This is a genomic window from Pseudomonas sp. Z3-6 (assembly GCF_051131985.1).
Lineage (GTDB): Bacteria > Pseudomonadota > Gammaproteobacteria > Pseudomonadales > Pseudomonadaceae > Aquipseudomonas > Aquipseudomonas zanjanensis.
Genome location: NZ_CP071644.1, coordinates 6510281 through 6528612, shown reverse-complemented (window position 1 = coordinate 6528612; position 18332 = coordinate 6510281). Strand labels below are relative to the sequence as shown.

15 protein-coding genes are annotated in these 18332 nt (G+C 62.1%); 5 read left to right on the top strand and 10 right to left on the bottom strand.

Annotated elements, in window-relative coordinates:
• Positions 1 to 170 precede the first annotated feature (170 nt).
• Positions 171 to 593, top strand: coding sequence for a phasin family protein (locus J3P88_RS28195; protein ID WP_186706098.1), 423 nt, complete (start codon positions 171 to 173; stop codon positions 591 to 593).
• A gap of 10 nt (positions 594 to 603) precedes the next feature.
• Positions 604 to 1503, top strand: coding sequence for a phasin family protein (locus tag J3P88_RS28190; protein WP_434572905.1), 900 nt, complete (start codon positions 604 to 606; stop codon positions 1501 to 1503).
• Positions 1504 to 1780: 277 nt separating this feature from the next.
• On the opposite strand, the gene J3P88_RS28185 is transcribed toward J3P88_RS28190, so the two are convergent.
• From J3P88_RS28185 to J3P88_RS28140, 10 genes are all read right to left on the bottom strand, one after another.
• Positions 1781 to 2401 carry a TetR/AcrR family transcriptional regulator gene (locus J3P88_RS28185; RefSeq protein WP_186706096.1) on the bottom strand — a complete coding sequence of 207 codons (621 nt, stop codon included), beginning with the start codon at positions 2399 to 2401 and terminating at the stop codon, positions 1781 to 1783.
• 60 nt (positions 2402 to 2461) lie between these two features.
• Positions 2462 to 4144, bottom strand: coding sequence for a class II poly(R)-hydroxyalkanoic acid synthase (gene phaC, locus J3P88_RS28180; protein WP_434572903.1), 1683 nt, complete (start codon positions 4142 to 4144; stop codon positions 2462 to 2464).
• 112 nt (positions 4145 to 4256) lie between these two features.
• On the bottom strand, positions 4257 to 5114 hold the full coding sequence (gene phaZ, locus J3P88_RS28175; protein ID WP_003186648.1) for a poly(3-hydroxyalkanoate) depolymerase: 858 nt from the start codon (positions 5112 to 5114) through the stop codon (positions 4257 to 4259).
• 242 nt (positions 5115 to 5356) lie between these two features.
• The gene (gene phaC, locus J3P88_RS28170; RefSeq protein ID WP_186706094.1) at positions 5357 to 7036 is read right to left on the bottom strand and encodes a class II poly(R)-hydroxyalkanoic acid synthase; all 1680 of its coding nucleotides are present in this window, start codon (positions 7034 to 7036) and stop codon (positions 5357 to 5359) included.
• A 278-nt stretch (positions 7037 to 7314) separates the two neighbouring features.
• The gene (locus tag J3P88_RS28165) at positions 7315 to 7692 is read right to left on the bottom strand and encodes a gamma-butyrobetaine hydroxylase-like domain-containing protein (protein WP_434572900.1); all 378 of its coding nucleotides are present in this window, start codon (positions 7690 to 7692) and stop codon (positions 7315 to 7317) included.
• 195 nt (positions 7693 to 7887) lie between these two features.
• A complete protein-coding gene (gene hslU / locus J3P88_RS28160; protein WP_186706092.1) occupies positions 7888 to 9225 on the bottom strand; it encodes an ATP-dependent protease ATPase subunit HslU in 1338 nt (445 codons plus the stop codon).
• A 43-nt stretch (positions 9226 to 9268) separates the two neighbouring features.
• Positions 9269 to 9799: an ATP-dependent protease subunit HslV gene (gene hslV / locus J3P88_RS28155; protein WP_003196958.1), complete on the bottom strand. Its 531-nt coding sequence runs from the start codon at positions 9797 to 9799 to the stop codon at positions 9269 to 9271.
• Positions 9800 to 10056: 257 nt separating this feature from the next.
• Positions 10057 to 10761, bottom strand: a complete 705-nt coding sequence (locus J3P88_RS28150) for an SPOR domain-containing protein (RefSeq protein ID WP_053117638.1) — start codon at positions 10759 to 10761, stop codon at positions 10057 to 10059.
• A 1-nt stretch (position 10762) separates the two neighbouring features.
• Positions 10763 to 12499, bottom strand: a complete 1737-nt coding sequence (argS, locus tag J3P88_RS28145; RefSeq protein ID WP_434572896.1) for an arginine--tRNA ligase — start codon at positions 12497 to 12499, stop codon at positions 10763 to 10765.
• A gap of 243 nt (positions 12500 to 12742) precedes the next feature.
• Complete coding sequence (locus J3P88_RS28140; protein ID WP_434572895.1) at positions 12743 to 14962, bottom strand: primosomal protein N'; 2220 nt, start codon at positions 14960 to 14962, stop codon at positions 12743 to 12745.
• 297 nt (positions 14963 to 15259) lie between these two features.
• Here J3P88_RS28140 and rpmE point away from each other — a divergent pair, with 297 nt between their 5' ends.
• From rpmE to J3P88_RS28125, 3 genes are all read left to right on the top strand, one after another.
• Complete coding sequence (rpmE, locus tag J3P88_RS28135; RefSeq protein WP_053117645.1) at positions 15260 to 15484, top strand: 50S ribosomal protein L31; 225 nt, start codon at positions 15260 to 15262, stop codon at positions 15482 to 15484.
• A gap of 41 nt (positions 15485 to 15525) precedes the next feature.
• On the top strand, positions 15526 to 16308 hold the full coding sequence (locus J3P88_RS28130) for a thermonuclease family protein (RefSeq protein ID WP_434572893.1): 783 nt from the start codon (positions 15526 to 15528) through the stop codon (positions 16306 to 16308).
• A gap of 184 nt (positions 16309 to 16492) precedes the next feature.
• On the top strand, positions 16493 to 17761 hold the full coding sequence (locus J3P88_RS28125) for a malic enzyme-like NAD(P)-binding protein (RefSeq protein ID WP_003186625.1): 1269 nt from the start codon (positions 16493 to 16495) through the stop codon (positions 17759 to 17761).
• The last annotated feature ends 571 nt before the right edge of the window (positions 17762 to 18332 follow it).

Here is an 18332-nt window from a genome sequence, read left to right as displayed (position 1 = left end):
TTGACTGACTCACCGCATTCGCGAGCAAGCCCGCTCCCACATCGGGACATCAAATGCCTCGGGATTTGTGTCAGTTGTTAGGGTGCCGTTTCTAATTATTGCCACTACTTTGTGCCTGAGCCCGTCCCTGTGCGGGCAGTTCCTCAAACCTTTTTCGAGTGAGGTGCACCATGGCCAAAGTTATTTTCAAGAAAAAAACCGACGTTGAATCTTCCACGCTCAGCGACGTGAAAACGTACGCGCGCAAGATCTGGCTGGCGGGTCTGGGCGCCTACACGAAGGTCGGCCAGGAAGGCGGAGAGTATTTTCAAGAGTTGGTAAAAGCTGGCGAAGTTATTGAAACCAAAGGCAAAAAGAAAATTGCCGGGAAACTTGAAGCGGCCAACAGCGAATTGATTGAAGCCAAGACCGACGTCAATACTTTCAAGGCTCGGGTTGAAGTACAACTCGATAAAGTCGAGAAGGTATTCGATGCCCGTGTTGCAAGTGCCTTGAATCGTATCGGCATTCCGTCTAAACATGACGTTGAGGCACTCTCTGCTAAGCTCGATGAGCTGACAGCATTGCTCGAACGTGTCGCGCGTAAACATTAAGGAGAACGGGATGGCTGGCAAAAAAATCACAGAAAAAGAAGGCAGCTCGTGGGCCGGGAAGATTGAAAAGTATTCCCGCAAAATCTGGCTGGCTGGTTTAGGCGTGTACTCGAAGATCGACACTGACGGCAGCAAGCTCTTCGAGTCTCTGGTTAAGGACGGCGAAAAGGCCGAAAAACTCACTAAGACGGCGGTCGGCAAACAAGTCGATGCAGCCAAGGACTCTGCCGAGTCCGCCAAGTCGCGAATCGGCGGCGTAAAAGATCGTGCAATGGGCAAATGGGACGAACTGGAAGGGGCTTTCGACAAGCGCCTGAACAGTGCGATCTCCCGCCTGGGCGTGCCGAGCCGTAATGAAGTCAAGGCGCTGCACAGCAAGGTCGACACACTGACCAAGCAGATCGAAAAACTCACCGGCGCCAAAGTCGCACCGGTGGCGACCAAGACGGCGGCGGCCAAGCCGGCCGCTAAAACGGCAGCCAAGCCACTGGTCAAGGCTGCGGCAAAACCCGCTGCCAAACCTGCGGCGAAAGCAGCGGCCAAGCCAGCGGCTAAAACCGCAGCGGCCAAACCCGCTGCCAAGGCGGCAGCCAAACCGGTAGCGGCGAAAGCGACCGCCAAGCCTGCTGCAAAACCTGCAGCCAAACCGGCGGCAGCTAAACCTGCTGCGGCTAAACCAGCGGCTAAACCCGCTGCCAAGCCTGCGGCAAAAGCGGCGGCCAAACCTGCTACGGCGAAAAAGCCTGCCGTGAGAAAACCGGCCGCGCCAAAAGCTGCCGCACCCAAGGCACCCACCCCGGCCGCCAAACCGGCAACCCCGGCGAGCACGACGAACTCCGCCGCGGCTCCGACCCCGGTCGCCACTCCAGCACCGGCGCAGGCTCCAACGCCGCCTTCCACCCAGTCCTGATATCAGGGCTGATAAAAATGCCCGGTCTATGTAGGCCGGGCTTTTTTATTTGTACGCAGGGCAACCTGTGGGAGCGAGCTTTGTGGGAGCAAGGCTTGCCCGCGATGAAAACGCCGCGGTCTCTTGAGGACCGCAGCGCCTGGATCGCGAGCAAGCCTTGCTCCCACAAAGCTCGCTCCCACAATGGATCTGCCACTGCCACTGCCACTGCCACTGCCACTGCCACTGCCACTGCCACTGCCACTGCCACTGCCACTGCCACTGCCACTGCCACTGGTTAATCGTGTTCTTCCAGGTACCGCAACGCCAGTCGCTCTGTCGCCACCTTGGTTGCGGGCGGCAAGTGTGGGGCCACCAGCATCATGATCTGATAGACCACCAATCGAACCTCGCCCTCGCGACCGAGGATCCGCTGATAGTCCAAGGAGAACAGCAAGGTCATGGTGATCTGTTCCACCAGTTGCCCCAAGGCCTGGGTGTCGCTGACCAGCAACCCCTGCGCCTTGAGTTGCGCCAGCAGTGAGGCGAGGGTTCGCTTCAGGGCGTTGAGCAATTGGCGGATGCCCTTGGCCAGCTTCGGCAGGCGTCCGGCCAGGTTGGACAGGTCCTGGAACAGAAACCGGTACTGGGCCAGGCGCTCGACGATCAAGTGCAGGAACAGCCAGTAGTCTTCCGGCGCCAACTGCGCGTCCGCCGGTGGGTCGAGCAGCGGCGCCAGCTCGCTCTGGAAGCGCTCGAACAGCCCCAGGATCAGCGGTTCCTTGCCATGGAAGTGGTAGTAGAGGTTGCCTGGGCTGATGCCCATTTCGTTGGCAACTTCCATCGTCGATACGTTCGGCTCGCCCTTTTCGTTGAATAATTGAAGGGCACATTCAAGGATGCGGTCGCGGGTTTTCATCCGGTCTTCTTAATGGTCAAGTCGTGCCACGGCCAAGCGCCTGGCCGTGGCGTGAGGCCTTCAGCGCACGCGAACATAGATTCCAGGGGCGGCGTCCAGCGGCGGGTAATTAACGTTGCCCAAGGTCATCTGGGTTTCGTGCTGGGCGCCGGAGCGTGCCTGGATCCAGCCCAGCCATTGCGTCCACCAGCTGCCTTCGACATGCGTGGCGTCGTAGTACCAGGCTCGCGGGTCGCTGCTCAGCTTTGCGCTTTCGATGTAGTTGGCCTTGGGGTTGCCTGGCGGATTGAGGATGCTCTGGACATGGCCGCTGTTGGAGAGCACGAAGCGTTTTTCGCCCCCCAGCAGGAGGGTCGAGCGATACACCGCGTCCCAGGGCGTGATGTGGTCGTTGATACCGCCCACGCTGAAGCTGTCCACTGTCACTTTTTGCAGGTCGATGGGCGTGCCGCACACTTCCAGGCCGCCGGGATGGGTCAGTGGGTTGTGCTTGAAGAAGTCCAGCAGGTCGCCGTGGTAGGCCGCCGGCAGCCGCGTGCAGTCGTTGTTCCAGTAGAGGATGTCGAAGGCTGGCGGTTCCTTGCCCAGCAGGTAGTTGTTGATGAAGTAGGTCCAGATCAGATCGTTGGGGCGCATCCAGGCGAACACCCGTGCCATGTCGCGACCATCGAGGATGCCTTTCTGGTAGGAGCGGCGCTTGGCGGCTTCGAGGGTCTGTTCGTCGATGAACAGCGTGGCCGGGCTGTCGATCTGACTGTCCAGCAGGCTCACCAGGTACGTGGCACTGGCGACCCGGCGAAGCTGGCGCTTGGCTTGCAGGTGGCCTTGCAGGGCGGCGATGGTCATGCCCCCGGCGCAGGCGCCCATCAGGTTGACCTCGCGAGCGCCAGTGATCGCCCGGCACACATTCATCGCCTCTTCGGCGGCCTCGACATAGCTGGACAGGCCCCATTCGCGGTGGCGTACGTCCGGGTTGCGCCAACTGATGATGAAGACCTGCAAACCGTTTTTCAGGGCGTACTGGACAAAGCTGTTGGAGGGGCTGAGGTCGAAAATATAGAACTTGTTGATCTGCGGCGGGACGATCAGCAATGGCTTGGCGTACTGCTTTTCGCTCATGGGCCGGTACTGGATCAGTTCGAGCAGTTCGTTGCGAAACACCACCGCGCCGGGTGTGGTCGCCAGGGTCTTGCCGACTTCAAAGGCGTGGGGCGTGGTTTGGCGCGGCAAGCCGTCGTTGTGCAGCAGGTCGTCCACCAGGTGGCTGATGCCTCGGACCAGGCTGGAGCCGCCGGAGTTGAACAGTTCCTTGACCGCCAGCGGGTTGAGTAAGGTATTGGACGGCGCTACGGCGTCGTTGAGCAGGGCGAAGGCGAAGTGGGCGCGGGCGCGGTCGTCCTCGTTCATGTCGCTTTCGTCGATCCAGCTCTTGACCTGTTTTTGCCAACTCAGGTAGGCCTGCAAACTGCGGCGGTAGAAGGGGTTGAGCTGCCAGGTGGGATCGGCGAAACGCGGGTCGTTGGGGTTGGTGGGGTGAAGGGTCTCGCCCAGCAGCACACGGCCCAATTGACTGCCCAGTTTCAACGCATGCCGGGCACTGTGCACCGGGTTGCGCAAGCCGTGTGCGGCCACGCTCCGTAGGGTGGACAGCAGGTCCCTGCCACGCAGTCCGGTGACCGCACTTTGTGCGTTGATGAAACTGGCAGGTGCGGGCATGGAACCCTTCGCCGGTTTGTCGCGCATGAGTCAACTCCTTCGTCATCAGGCTAAAAACAAACACACCGAACCAGACAACATAGTCGCTGTTTCGGGTTGCTGCGCAATCCGGCGTCCTGCCAGGCGCTAATGGGCGGTTTCAGCCACCGCCCAGCGGCGAGGGATGCGGATGCATCACCGCGCGCTGACGTTCTTCCTCCAGGAATTTCATGATGATCGGCGCCACCGCCTCGGCCCGGGTGATCAGGAACAGATGGCCGTCATCGATGATGTGCAATTGGGCGTTGGGAATGCGCCAGGCCAGCATGCGCATGTTGATCAGTGGAATCAGCGGGTCGTCATCGCCGGCCAGCACCAGGGTCGGCTGGTGGATCTTGTGCAGCCAGTGGATGCTGGTCCAGCCGAGGCCGGCGAACAGTTGCCAGTAGTAACCGAGCTTGCCCGCCGAACGCACCTTGGCTGCGTGGCTGGCCGCCAGGCTCGGGTCGCGGCGGAACGAACCACCATAGATCAGTGGCGCGATACGCATCACATGGGACGGTTGAACATAGCGCCGGGGGCTGGCCATCATCCACAGCACCTTCGGTTTGCCCGGCACCATCACCGCCCCAGCCGCCGTGGCCGCCAGTACCAGCTTCTTGCAGCGCTCCGGGTAGTCGTAGGCGAACTGCTGGGCCAGGGCGCCGCCCCAGGATACGCCGATCACGTTGACCTGCCCGTAGTCGAGGTAATCGAGCATCCGTGCGGTGAGTTTGGCCAGGCCCGGAAAGCGATACGGCCGGTTGGGCGTCGATGAACCGCCGACGCCGGGCACGTCAAAGGCGATGACTTCCAGGTCCGGGTCCAGGGCCTGGATGAACGGAAACACCAGCTCCAGGTTGGCGCCGATGCCGTTGAAAATCAGCAATGGCGTCAAGTGAGGCTTGCCGGGACGTACCGCGGTGCGCAAGGTCTGGCCATCCAGATCGACGGTACGGAAGATGTACGGTTGCGGCATGCTTCAAGCCCTGTGGGTCATGTCTCGGGTTACCAGTGTTCGGTCTGTCGGACCGAGTCGCGGCCTTCGCGAGCAAGCCCGCTCCCACATTAGATCGGTTGCGAACCTGAAACTCATGTTCACAGCCAAACCCAATGTGGGAGCGGGCTTGCTCGCGAAGACGGCCTTGCATTCACCGTTAATGTCGGCTGCCGGAGTGCATTCGTGAGCACGCCCACGCCCCAGCAGACGAGTTGCATCCATCACCGCTCATGCACATAGGTGCCCGGCGCCGCTTCACCGGCCGGGTAGGCCTTGTTGCCCAGCACGGTCGGGGCTTTTTTCAATTTGCCCGAGCGCTCGGCCTGCCAGGCCTGCCAGTGCAGCCACCAGGAGTCGGTGTGCTTGGTGGAGTTTTCCTGCCAGTCCTCGGCCTTGGCCGGCATGTCCTCGCCGGTCATGTAGCGCGACTTGGGGTTGCCGGGCGGGTTGAGAATGCTCTGGATATGACCGCTGCTCGACAGCACGAACTCCACCTTGCCGCCGAACAATTGCGCGGACTTGTAGCAGGACTTCCATGGCGTGATGTGGTCGTTGGTGCCGGCCAGGGAGAAGATGTCGGCGGTGACCTGCTTGAGGTCGATGGGCGTGCCGCACACTTCCAATGCGTTGGGGCGGATCAGTGGATTGTTCTTGAACATTTCGATGAGGTCGCCGTGGAACGCCGCCGGCAACCGTGTGGTGTCGTTGTTCCAGAACAGGATGTCGAACACCGGCGGTTCGTTGCCCAGCAGGTAATTGTTGACCCAGTAGTTCCAGATCAGGTCGTTGGGGCGCATCCAGGCAAAGACCTTGGCCATGTCGCGGCCTTCGAGTACGCCGGCCTGGTAGGAGTGGCGCTTGGCCGCTTCCAGGGTCTGTTCATCGACGAACAGCGCCACGTCGGTGTCCAGGGTGGTGTCGAGCACACTCACCAGCAAGGTCAGGGCATTGACCTTTTTCTCGCCGAGGGCGGCGTAATGGCCCAGCAGCGCGGTGCAGGTGATGCCACCGGAGCAGGCACCGAGCATGTTCACGTCCTTGCTGCCGGTGATGGCCGTGACCACGTCCACCGCTTCCTTGAGCGCCTCGATGTAGGTCGACAGGCCCCATTCGCGCTGGGCCTTGGTGGGGTTGCGCCAGCTGACAATGAACGTCTGTACGTTGCTGCGCAGGCAGAAGCGCGCCAGGCTCTTGTCCGGACTCAGGTCGAAGACGTAGAACTTGTTGATCTGTGGTGGCACCACCAGCAGCGGTCGCTCGTGGACCTGCTCGGTGATGGGCCGGTACTGGATCAGCTCCAGCACGTCGTTGCGAAACACCACGGCGCCTTCGGTCACGCCCAGGCTCTTGCCGACCTCGAACGCGCCCATGTTCACCTGGCTCGGCATCCCGCCGTTGTGCACGATATCCTTGGCCAGGTGGGACAGCCCGTCGAGCAGGCTCTTGCCGCCGGTTTCGAAGAAGCGCTTGACCGCCGCCGGGTTGGCCGCCGAGTTGGTCGGGGCCATGGCTTCGGTCATCAGGTTGATCACGAAATGCCCGCGGCTGATGTCCGCGGGCGGCAGGTTGCTGTCGTCGATCCAGGCGTGCAGCTCCTTGCGCCACGCCAGGTAGGTTTGCAGGTAACGTTTGTAGAGTGGGTTCTGGCTCCACGCCGGGTCGGCGAAGCGACGGTCGTCACCGGCCGGTTGCAGCTCGGACTTGCCGAACAGGACGTTCTTGAGCTCGACGCCGAAATGGGCGACGTGCTTGACGCTGTGCAGTGGTTGCTTGATGGCCTGGGTCAGCACCATCCGGGCAGAGGCCAGCAGGTCTTTCCTGCGCAAGCCGACGACGGGATTCAAGCCCAGGGTGTTTTCCGAGGCTTGGTACTTCAACTCATCGTTGTTCTTGTTGCTCATCTACGACGCTCCATTGTCCTTCAGACGAGTACCGGGATCGTGCCATGAAGCCGCAAGGCCAATACCAGGTACGCTGCTCGGGGTGACCATAAATTCCGCATCGAGGGCAATGAGGAAACGTGTGCCAGGAACTCGCCGGTTCCTTTGCAGGGAACTTGCCAGCTCCATTGGTTACCCGAGTTTAATTTTTTTCGCAAGCAGGCCAGTCATTGACGTTGCTGCGCGGGCATTCAAGCAGATGAGTCTAGAAAATTCGCCCTAAAGCGCCAGCCCTTGAGTTAGAGCATCAGCTTGACGACGGACTCGTTCGGATCGCGGGTTTTTCCGGCGGCCTTGAGTTCGCCAAGATAATCGTTCCACAAGTCTTGCTGGCGCACCGCCAACTGGTAGAGGTAGTCCCAGGTGAACAAACCGCTGTCGTGGCCGTCGTCGAAGGTCAGTTTCAGTGCGTACTGGCCGGCCGGTTCGACCTTGGTCAGGGCAACGTTGAGCTTGCCGTATTGCAGGATGGGTTTGCCGTGGCCCTGGACCTCGGCGGAAGGCGAGTGCACCCGCAGGAATTCGGCGGGCAGGTGGTACTCCTCGTCCGGCGCGTATTTGAGCGTCAGGGTCTTGGAGGCTTTGTGCAGGTTGATGGCGGTGGGGAGTTTGGTCATGGGGTCGTCAGTCTCTTGAAGCCATGTGTGAACATTATGTGGCGAGGGAGCTTGCTCCCGCTGGAGGGCGAAGCCCTCCCAAAAACTCGTTGCGATCCACCTGATTGAGCGGTGGCTTCTGGTTCCTGGGGCTACTTCGTAGCCCAGCGGGAGCAAGCTCCCTCGCCACAGGAGCTCGCTCACACTGGGGGTGGCTTACAGGATATACCGCGACAGGTCTTCGTTCTGCGCCAGCTCACCCAGGTGGCTGTTGACGTACTCGGCGTCGATGAGGATCGGCGCTTCGTTGTGGGCGCTGGCCAGGTCGCCGGCGCTGAACGACACTTCCTCGAGCAAGCGTTCGAGCAGCGTGTGCAGGCGACGGGCACCGATGTTCTCGGTCTTTTCGTTGACCTGCCAGGCGATCTGCGCCAGGCGCTTGATGCCTTCTGGCGTGAACTCGATGCTCAGGCCTTCGGTCTTGAGCAGCGCGCAATACTGTTCGGTCAGGGACGCATGGGGCTCGCTGAGGATGCGCTCGAAGTCTTCCGGCGTCAGCGCCTTGAGTTCGACACGGATCGGCAAGCGACCCTGCAGCTCCGGCACCAGGTCGCTCGGTTTGCTCAGGTGGAACGCACCGGACGCAATGAACAGGATGTGGTCGGTCTTGACCATGCCCAGCTTGGTGTTGACCGTGCAGCCTTCGATCAGCGGCAGCAGGTCGCGTTGAACGCCTTCGCGGGACACATCGGCACCGCCGACATTGCCGCGCTTGGCAACCTTGTCGATTTCATCGATAAACACGATGCCATGCTGCTCGACCGCTTCCAGTGCCTTGGCCTTCAATTCTTCTTCGTTGACCAGGCGGCCGGCTTCTTCGTCGCGCACCAGTTTCAGCGCTTCCTTGACCTTGAGCTTGCGGCTCTTCTTCTTGCCCTTGCCCATGTTGGCGAACAGGCTCTGCAACTGGTTGGTCATTTCTTCCATGCCCGGTGGCGCGGAAATGTCGACGCCAGCCATTTCGGCCACTTCGATCTCGATTTCCTTGTCATCCAGTTGGCCTTCGCGCAGGCGCTTGCGGAACAACTGGCGGGTGTTGGAATCCTGTGTCGCGGCGGAGTCGGCGTTGAAGCCCATGCGCGCTGGCGGCAGGAGCGCATCGAGAATGCGTTCTTCGGCAGCGTCTTCGGCGCGATGGCGGACCTTGGTGATTTCCTGTTCGCGCAGCAACTTGATCGCAGCGTCGGCCAAGTCACGGATGATCGATTCGACGTCGCGGCCGACATAACCGACTTCGGTGAACTTGGTGGCTTCGACCTTGATGAACGGCGCATTGGCGAGCTTGGCCAGGCGCCGGGCGATTTCGGTCTTGCCGACACCGGTCGGGCCGATCATCAGGATGTTCTTGGGGGTCACTTCGACGCGCAGCTCTTCGGGCAGCTGCATCCGGCGCCAGCGGTTACGCAGGGCGATGGCGACGGCGCGCTTGGCATCGTCCTGGCCGATGATATGGCGGTTGAGTTCGTGGACGATTTCGCGGGGAGTCATGGACATAATAATTGGCGGTCCTCAAGCGGAAGTCTGGGCCTGGAAGGGCTTACTCCGCGAGGTCCTGCTCCTCAATAGTCTGGGTGTGGTTGGTGAAGACACAGATGTCGCCGGCGATGCCCAAGGCAGTCTCGACGATCTCGCGGGCCGACAGGTCGGTCTTTTTCAGCAGGGCGCTGGCCGCGGCCTGCGCGTAGGCACCGCCGGAACCCATGGCGATCAGGCCGTCCTCGGGTTCAACGACGTCGCCGTTGCCGGTGATGATCAAGGAGGCGTCCTTGTTGGCGACCGCGAGCATGGCTTCGAGGCGGCTCAGGGAGCGGTCGGTGCGCCATTCCTTGGCCAACTCCACGGCGGCACGGACCAAGTGGCCCTGGTGTTTCTCAAGCTGACCTTCGAAACGCTCGAACAACGTGAAGGCGTCGGCAGTGGCCCCGGCGAAACCGGCGATGACCTCGCCGTGGTACAGGCGGCGGACTTTCTTCGCGTTGCCTTTCATCACGGTGTTGCCCAATGAAACCTGGCCGTCGCCGCCCATGACGACTTTGCCGTGACGGCGGACTGAAACGATGGTGGTCAAGGGAAGAGTCTCCACGCAGCGGGGCGAAAATGCCCGGATGGAACTCATATGGGGGTGGCGTGGGGTTTTTCAACTGTGGGGTGGCGGAGGGGATGAGTGGTCCCTCGCTGTTTTTGGCAGAGGACTTCTTTGTGGCGAGGGAGCTTGCTCCCGCTGGACCGCGCAGCGGTCCCAAGCTTTTAGGGCTGCTGCGCAGCCCAGCGGGAGCAAGCTCCCTCGCCACAAAAGCCCCCCGGCCACAGGGGGCTCAGCGAAAATCAGCGGCTCTGGCGTTGTTGTAACAACAGGTTGCTGAACCCGCTGCCCGCCAATTGTTTCTGGGCCTTGGTCAGTTCCTCGCGGTTACTGAACGGGCCGACAAGTACCCGGTACCAGGTTTCATCCTTCACCGTACCGGACTCCACCGATACAGACTGGCCCAGCAGAATGATCTGCGCCCGGACCTTGTCGGCGTCGGCTTCCTTGCGGAACGAACCGGCTTGCAGGAAGAACTTCGTCACCGGCGCGGCTTTCTGCACGGGCGGGGCCGGTGGCGGCGTGATGCCCGCCAGGGCCGCCTGGGCGCGGGCGGTGTCGATTTTCGCCGCTTCGGCCGGGGTCACCGGTGTGGTGGGCACCTGGGGCACTTGTGGCGTCGGCAGGGTCTTCTCCGGCACGGCGTCGGGCGGCACGATGACTTCCGATTCCGGCAGCAAGGTGTAGAAGTCGTACTTCGGCTTCACCGGTTGCGTCGGACTCGGCGGGGTCTTGTTGGCCTCGGCGATGCGCGTGGCTTTCTGCTGCTCTTGGCGGACGCGCTTGACGTCATCGCCCTGGCCCGGCTCCAGCTTCATCAAAAACACAATGAACGCGCCCACGGTCAGGCCGATGGCCATCCACAACCAGCCCGGAATCGGCTGTTTGGCCGGGGGCTGGTAACGACTGGCGCCGCGCTTGGGTGCAGGTTTTTTCTTGGCGGCCAACTTACATGCGCTCCAGGGTTTCCAGGCCGAGCAGTTCCAGGCCTTGCTTGAGCGTGCGCCCGGTCAGTGCGGCGAGACGCAGGCGGCTCTGCATTTGCTCCGGGGTTTGCGCGTTGAGGATCGGGCAGTTCTCGTAGAAGCTGGAGAACAGGCCGGCGACATCGTACAGGTAGGCGCATAGCGTGTGCGGCGTGCCTTTGTCGGCGACGTTGTTCAGCACTTCGCCGAACTGCGCCAGTTTCGCCGCGAGCTCCTGCTCCTGCGGGGCTTGGAGCACAATCTGGCCGTCTATTTCATTGAAGTCTTTGCCGAGCTTGCGGAACACGCCCGCCACGCGGGTGTAGGCGTACAGCAGGTACGGCGCGGTGTTGCCTTCGAAATTGAGCATCAGGTCGAAGTTGAAGCTGTAGTCGCTGGTGCGGTGCTTGGACAGATCGGCGTATTTCACCGCGTCGATGCCCACGACCTTGGCGATCTTGCGCAGTTCGTCTTCGGCCAGGTCCGGGTTCTTGCCCTTGACCAGGGTGTAGGCGCGGTCCTGGGCTTCGGTCAGCAGGTCGATCAGCTTCACCGTGCCGCCGTCGCGGGTCTTGAACGGACGACCGTCGGCGCCGTTCATGGTGCCGAAGCCCATGTGCTCCATCTCCATCGGATGGGTCACGAAACCAGCCAGGCGTGCCACTTCGAACACTTGCTGGAAGTGCAGGGCCTGACGCTGATCGACGAAATACAGCACCCGATCGGCCTTGAGCACGCCGTTGCGGTAGCGCACGGCCGCCAGGTCGGTGGTGGCGTAGAGGTAGCCGCCGTCGGCCTTGACGATGATCACCGGCAGCGGCTCGCCATCGGCGGTCTTGAATTGATCGAGGAACACACACTGGGCGCCGTTGCTTTCCACCAGCATGCCTTTGGCCCGGAGGTCGTTGACCACGTTGACCAGGTCGTCGTTGTAGGCGCTTTCGCCCATCACGTCGGCCATGGTCAATTTGACGTTCAGCAGCTCGTAGATTTTCTGGCAATGGGACAGGGAGATGTCCTTGAACTTGGTCCACAGCGCCAGGCACTCGGCATCGCCGGCCTGCAACTTGACCACCAGGCCACGGGCGCGGTCGGCGAACTCCGGCGACTCGTCGAAGCGTTGCTTGGCGGCGCGGTAGAAGTTCTCCAGGTCCGACAGCTCATCGCTGGTGATCGGGTTTTCCTGAAGATAGGCCATCAGCATGCCGAACTGGGTGCCCCAGTCGCCGACGTGGTTCTGGCGGATCACGGTGTCGCCAAGAAACTCCAGGACCCGGGCCACGCCGTCGCCGATGATGGTCGAGCGCAGGTGGCCGACGTGCATTTCCTTGGCCAGGTTGGGGGCCGAGAGGTCGACCACGGTGCGCTGCAACGGGCCGGCCTTGCGCACGCCGATGCGTTCGTCGGCCAGCGCCGCGTCCAGGCGCGAGGCCAGGGCCTGGGTGTTCTGGAAGAAATTGATGAACCCGGGGCCGGCGATGTCAGCCTTGCTGACGTTCTCGTCGGCCGGCAGCGCGGCGATGATTTTTTCCGCCAGGTCGCGAGGTTTCATGCCGGCCGGCTTGGCGAGCATCATCGCGATATTGCTGGCGAAGTCGCCGTGGGTCTTGTCGCGGGTGTTCTCGACCTGAATCGCCGGCGACAGGCCTTCTGGCAGCACACCTTCAGCGACGAGTTGGGTGATGGCTTGCTGGATGAGCTGGCGAATGGTGTCTTTCATGGTCTTCTCTTTCAACCGCAGGCGCGGCGGCGCTTCGATGCGCTGGTGGAAAAACTGGGCATTATCCGTGGCGCGGGCGAGCTTGCCAACTGTAGCGGGTTGGTTGGTAACTATTCCAGATGGTCAGCATGCACTCGGACCCTGTGGGAGCGGGCTTGCTCGCGAAAGCGGTGGCACAGCCAATATCACCGCAACTGACCCACCACCTTCGCGAGCAAGCCCGCTCCCACAGGGGGGCAGTGGTCAATACAAATCCACCGGATCCACATCCAGCGACCAGCGCACCGCCCGCCCGCTGGGCATCTGTTCCAGTACCAGTAGCCAGGCGCTCAGCAGTCGATGCAGCGGCGCCCGGGCATTGGCCTGCAATAAAAGTTGCGCGCGATAGCGCCCGGCTCGCCGTTCCATCGGCGCTGGCACCGGCCCCAGGAGTTCGATGCCGGTGAGGCTCTGCTCTGCCAGCAAACGCTCCGCCTCGCTGCAGGCCTCGTCGAGGAAACCTTCGGCCTGCCCCGGCTTGTGGGCTTCGGCCCGCAACAGCGCCAGGTGGGCAAAGGGCGGCAGGCCGGCGCTGCGGCGTTCGCTCAAGGCCTGCTCGGCGAAGGCGAAGTAACCCTGTTCGGTCAGTTGGATCAGCAGTGGGTGGTCGGCCAGGTGCGTCTGGATGATCACTTTGCCCGGTTCCTCGGCCCGACCGGCCCGGCCCGCGACCTGGACGATCAACTGCGCCATGCGCTCGCTGGCGCGGAAGTCGCCGGAGAATAGCCCGCCATCGGCGTCGAGGATCGACACCAGGGTGACCCGTGGGAAGTGATGCCCCTTGGCGAGCATCTGCGTGCCCACCAATATGCACGGCTGACCCTTCTGGATCGTCGCGAACAGTTGGTTCATCGCGTCCTTGCGCGAGGTGCTGTCACGGTCGACCCGCAACACCGGGTAGTCCGGAAACAGGATGCCCAGCCGTTCTTCGGCGCGTTCGGTGCCGGCGCCGACCGGGCGCAAATCCACTTTGCCGCACTGCGGGCAATGCCTTGGCACGCGCTCGACGTGGCCGCAATGGTGACAACGCAGCTCGCCATGGCGTTGATGCACGGTCATCCGCGCGTCGCAGCGTTCGCAGCCAGACATCCAGCCACAGTCGTGGCACAGCAGGGTCGGGGCAAAACCGCGACGATTGAGGAATACCAGCACCTGTTGCCCGGCGGCCAGGGTCTGGCCGATGGCTTGCTGCATCGGTCCGGAAATACCGCTGTCCAGCGGACGACTTTTCACATCCAGGCGCAGGAAGCGCGGTTGTTTGGCGCCACCGGCCCGTTCGTTGAGGCGCAACAGGCCGTAGCGGCCGGTGTAGGCGTTGTGCAGGCTTTCCAGCGAGGGCGTGGCCGAGCCGAGCACGATCGGGATGTTTTCCTGGCGGGCGCGCACCAATGCCAGGTCGCGGGCGTGATAGCGCAGGCCTTCCTGCTGTTTATAAGAGCCATCGTGCTCTTCGTCGATGATGATCAGGCCAGGGTTCTTCATCGGCGTGAACAGGGCCGAGCGGGTGCCGATGATGATGTCGGCCTCGCCATCACGGGCGGCGAGCCAGGCTTCCAGGCGTTCACGGTCGTTGACCGCCGAGTGCACCAGGGCGATCCGCGCATTGAAGCGCTGTTCGAAGCGCGCCAGGGTTTGTGGGCCGAGGTTGATTTCCGGAATCAGCACCAGGGCCTGCTTGCCGGCCTCCAGGGTCTGGCGGATCAGTTGCAGGTAGACCTCGGTCTTGCCGCTGCCGGTGACGCCTGCCAACAGAAAGGCGTGATAACTGTCAAAACCTGCGCGAATCGCTTCGCAAGCGGCACGCTGCTCGGCATTGAGTGGCAGTTCCGGCTGGGCCAGCCAATGTTCATGGCGGACGCCGGGGGCGTGCCGACGGATTTCCACCTGGACCAGGTCCTTGGCCAGCAACAGGTCCAGGCTGTCCTTGCTGAGTATCAGTTTGCTCAGCAGTTGATGGGCCACGCCATGGGGGTGTTGGGCCAGGGTCGCCAAGGCTTCGCGCTGGCGCGGGGCGCGAGCGATGCGGGGATCGTCCAGCGAGGCCCCCGGGGCCACCGACCAGAACCGCTCTTGGCGCGCCTCGGCCAGCTCGCCTTGGCGCAGCAGCACCGGCAGCGCCCAGCTCAGGGTATCGCCGAGGCTGTGCTGGTAATACTGGGACGTCCACAGGCACAGCTTGAACAGCGAGGCGGGCAGCGGCGGCGTGGCATCGAGCAGCGCCAGGGCCGGTTTGAGCTTGTCGGCCGGGACCTCGCTGTGGTCGGTGACTTCCACCAGGATGCCGATCATTTCCCGCCGGCCGAACGGCACCCGCAGGCGCATGCCCGGCTGCAACTGGGCGCGCAGGATCCCGGCCGGGGCGCGGTAGTCGAACAGGCGGCGCAGGGGCGAAGGCAGGGCGAGGCGCAGGATGGCGTCGGGCACGCGGGGCAATCTCAATAAACAGACATTGGGTGAGGCTGGCGCTGAATGTGGGAGCGGGCTTGCTCGCGAAGGCGGATTATCTGGCAGAAATGATGTGCCTGACACACCGCCTTCGCGAGCAAGCCCGCTCCCACAAGTCCCACAAGAAGGATCGCGCATGAGGCCGGGAGCCTAGCAGACGGTTGGTACAAGGCATAGCTTGCGCGAATGACGATGTCTGGTAGAATCCGCGGCCTAATTACGTGCGGTATTCAACAATAGTGTTGGGTGGCGGCACGCTAGCCTGAGGAAAACAGCATGAAAACCGATATCCATCCGGAATACCCAGAAATTGCCGTAACCTGCAGCTGCGGCAACAAGTTCGAAACCCGTTCGACCTACGGCAAAGCCCTGGCGATCGACGTTTGCAACGAATGCCACCCGTTCTACACCGGTAAGCAAAAGACTCTGGATACCGGCGGCCGTGTTCAGAAGTTCGCCGATCGTTTCGGTGCTTTCGGCAAAGTTACTCCAAAAGCCTGAGGCTGATCATTTTGGATGGTCGTCTCGACTGCTCCAGACTGATGAAGAAGGCGTCCCTCGCGGGCGCCTTTTTTGTGTCTGCAATTTGGCTCTGCGGTGCCCAGGGCGCCTGTCCTGTGCCGGGCAACCTGCCCCAGGTGGCGGTGCAGCGCGTGGTGGATGGCGACACCTTGTACCTGGAGGATGGCCGCCGCATTCGGATGATCGGCCTCAATAGCCCTGAGCTGGGCAAGCGCGGCCGCGCCGACGAGCCGTTCGCCGTGGCGGCGCGCCAGCGACTCGAGGCCCTGGTGGCTGCCAGCGGCGGCCGGGTGGGCGTATTGCCTGGCAAGGACGACCGCGACGATTACGGTCGCACCCTGGCCCATGTCTACAACGCCCAGGGCGAGAACCTCGAAGAGCGCCTGATTGCCGAAGGGTTGGGGTTTCTGGTGGCAGTCGCGCCGAACGTTGATCTGGTCAGTTGTCAGCAAATGGCCGAACGTCATGCGCGCCAGGCCGGATCAGGTGTTTGGAAAAAATCCCCAGTGGTGCGAGCGGAGCAGATCAATGCCCCCGGCTTCGTGCTGACCCGTGGGCGAGTAGAAAGCGTGCAACGCAATCGCGGTGGTATCTGGATTGAATTGCAGGGGGCGGTTGTCCTGCACATTGCGCCCAATTTGCAGAGACGTTTTGATGCCTCGGCCCTGGAGCGGCTCAAAGGGCGGACAATCGAGGCGCGTGGCTGGGTTATCGACCGCGCCCGGCGTGGCGGAAATAAAGCCGGTCAAGCGCGATGGATGTTGCCGTTGACGGATCCGGCCATGCTGGAAGCGGTTCTGTAGGAAAAAATTGTAGACATTCCGTCGCTATATTGTATGCATGTAGCCCTTGTGTTTCGCGGCTCTTGGCCCAAAGTCGTAGGGCAGGGCGCTTGACAGCAGTGACTGGTCAGTCTTGTGGGGACTTTGCGAGGCGCGTATCCTCGGCGGTCCGTCTGTCCAACACAGTAAAAAGCGGAATGCCCACATGTCTGATCTGAAAACTGCCGCTCTCGAATATCACGCTCATCCTCGTCCAGGAAAGCTGAGTGTCGAGCTCACCAAGGCCACCGCTACTGCTCGCGACTTGTCGCTGGCCTACAGCCCCGGCGTAGCCGAACCAGTCCGCGAAATCGCTCGCGACCCTGAACTGGCCTACAAATACACCGGTAAAGGCAACCTGGTTGCAGTCATTTCCGATGGCACCGCGATCCTCGGCCTGGGTAACCTCGGCCCATTGGCGTCCAAGCCAGTCATGGAAGGCAAGGGCGTGCTGTTCAAGCGCTTCGCCGGTATCGACGTTTTCGACATCGAAGTCGATTCCGAGAGCCCGCAAGCCTTCATCGACACCGTCAAGCGCATCTCCATCACCTTCGGTGGCATCAACCTGGAAGACATCAAGGCTCCTGAGTGCTTCGAGATCGAGCGCGCCCTGATCGAACAGTGCGACATTCCGGTATTCCACGATGACCAGCATGGCACCGCGATCGTTACCGCGGCCGGCATGATCAACGCCCTGGAAATCGCCGGCAAGACCCTGCCGGAAGCCAAGATCGTCTGCCTGGGTGCCGGCGCTGCGGCCATCTCCTGCATGAAGTTGCTGGTGAGCATGGGCGCCAAGATCGAAAACATCTTCATGGTCGACCGTACCGGCGTGATCCACTCCGGCCGTGACGACCTGAACCAGTACAAAGCCGTGTTCGCCCACGCGACCGACAAGCGCTCCCTGGCGGACGCGCTGGACGGTGCCGACGTATTCGTCGGCCTGTCGGGTCCGAACCTGCTGAGCGCGGAAAACCTGCTGCGCATGGCACCGAACCCAATCGTGTTCGCTTGCTCGAACCCGGACCCGGAAATCTCCCCGGAACTGGCCCACGCGACCCGCAACGACGTGATCATGGCCACCGGCCGTTCGGACTACCCGAACCAGGTCAACAACGTACTGGGCTTCCCGTTCATCTTCCGTGGTGCCCTGGACGTTCGCGCCAAGCGCATCAACGAAGAAATGAAAGTCGCGGCCGCCAACGCCCTGCGTGAACTGGCCAAGCTGCCGGTGCCTCAGGAAGTGTGCGACGCCTACGGCGGCATCAAGCTGGAATTCGGTCGTGAGTACATCATCCCGAAACCAATGGACGCCCGCCTGATTACCCTGATCTCCGATGCCGTGGCCAAGGCCGCCATCGAGACGGGCGTGGCGACCCTGCCGTATCCAAAGAACTACCCGCTCAAGAGCGTGGATGACGTGTTCAACGGCTAAGCCGTTGTAGCGTCAAATAAAAAGCCCCGGCTCTGTGAGTCGGGGCTTTTTTGTGCCGGTTTTGTATGAGCACCGCAGATCCCTGTGGGGGCCGAGCTTGCTCGCGATTGCAGTCTGGCATTCAGCATCGAGGCAAGCTGACCCGCCGCCATCGCGAGCAAGCTCGGCTCCCACATTGGTTCGGTGGTGGACGTTGATTGTGCGACCGCCACAAATCCCTCTGTGTGCGAGCTTCAATCACCCAAGGCCTCTCAGCCCAACGCTCGAGCCTCAATCCAACCCTGTGGCGAGGGAGCTTGCTCCCGCTCGGCTGCGCAGCAGTCGCAAACCGGGTAATGCGGTCGGTCTATAGACATGCAGGGCCTGCTGCGCAGGCCAGCGGGAGCGAGCTCCCTCGCCACGGGTTTTGGGTTGCCTGGGCTGCCGCCATCGCGAGCAAGCTCGGCTCCCACATTGGTTCGGTGGTGGACGTTGATTGTGCGACCGCCACAAATCCCTCTGTGGGAGCGAGCTTCAATCACCCAAGGCCTCTCAGCCCAACGCTCGAGCCTCAATCCAACCCTGTGGCGAG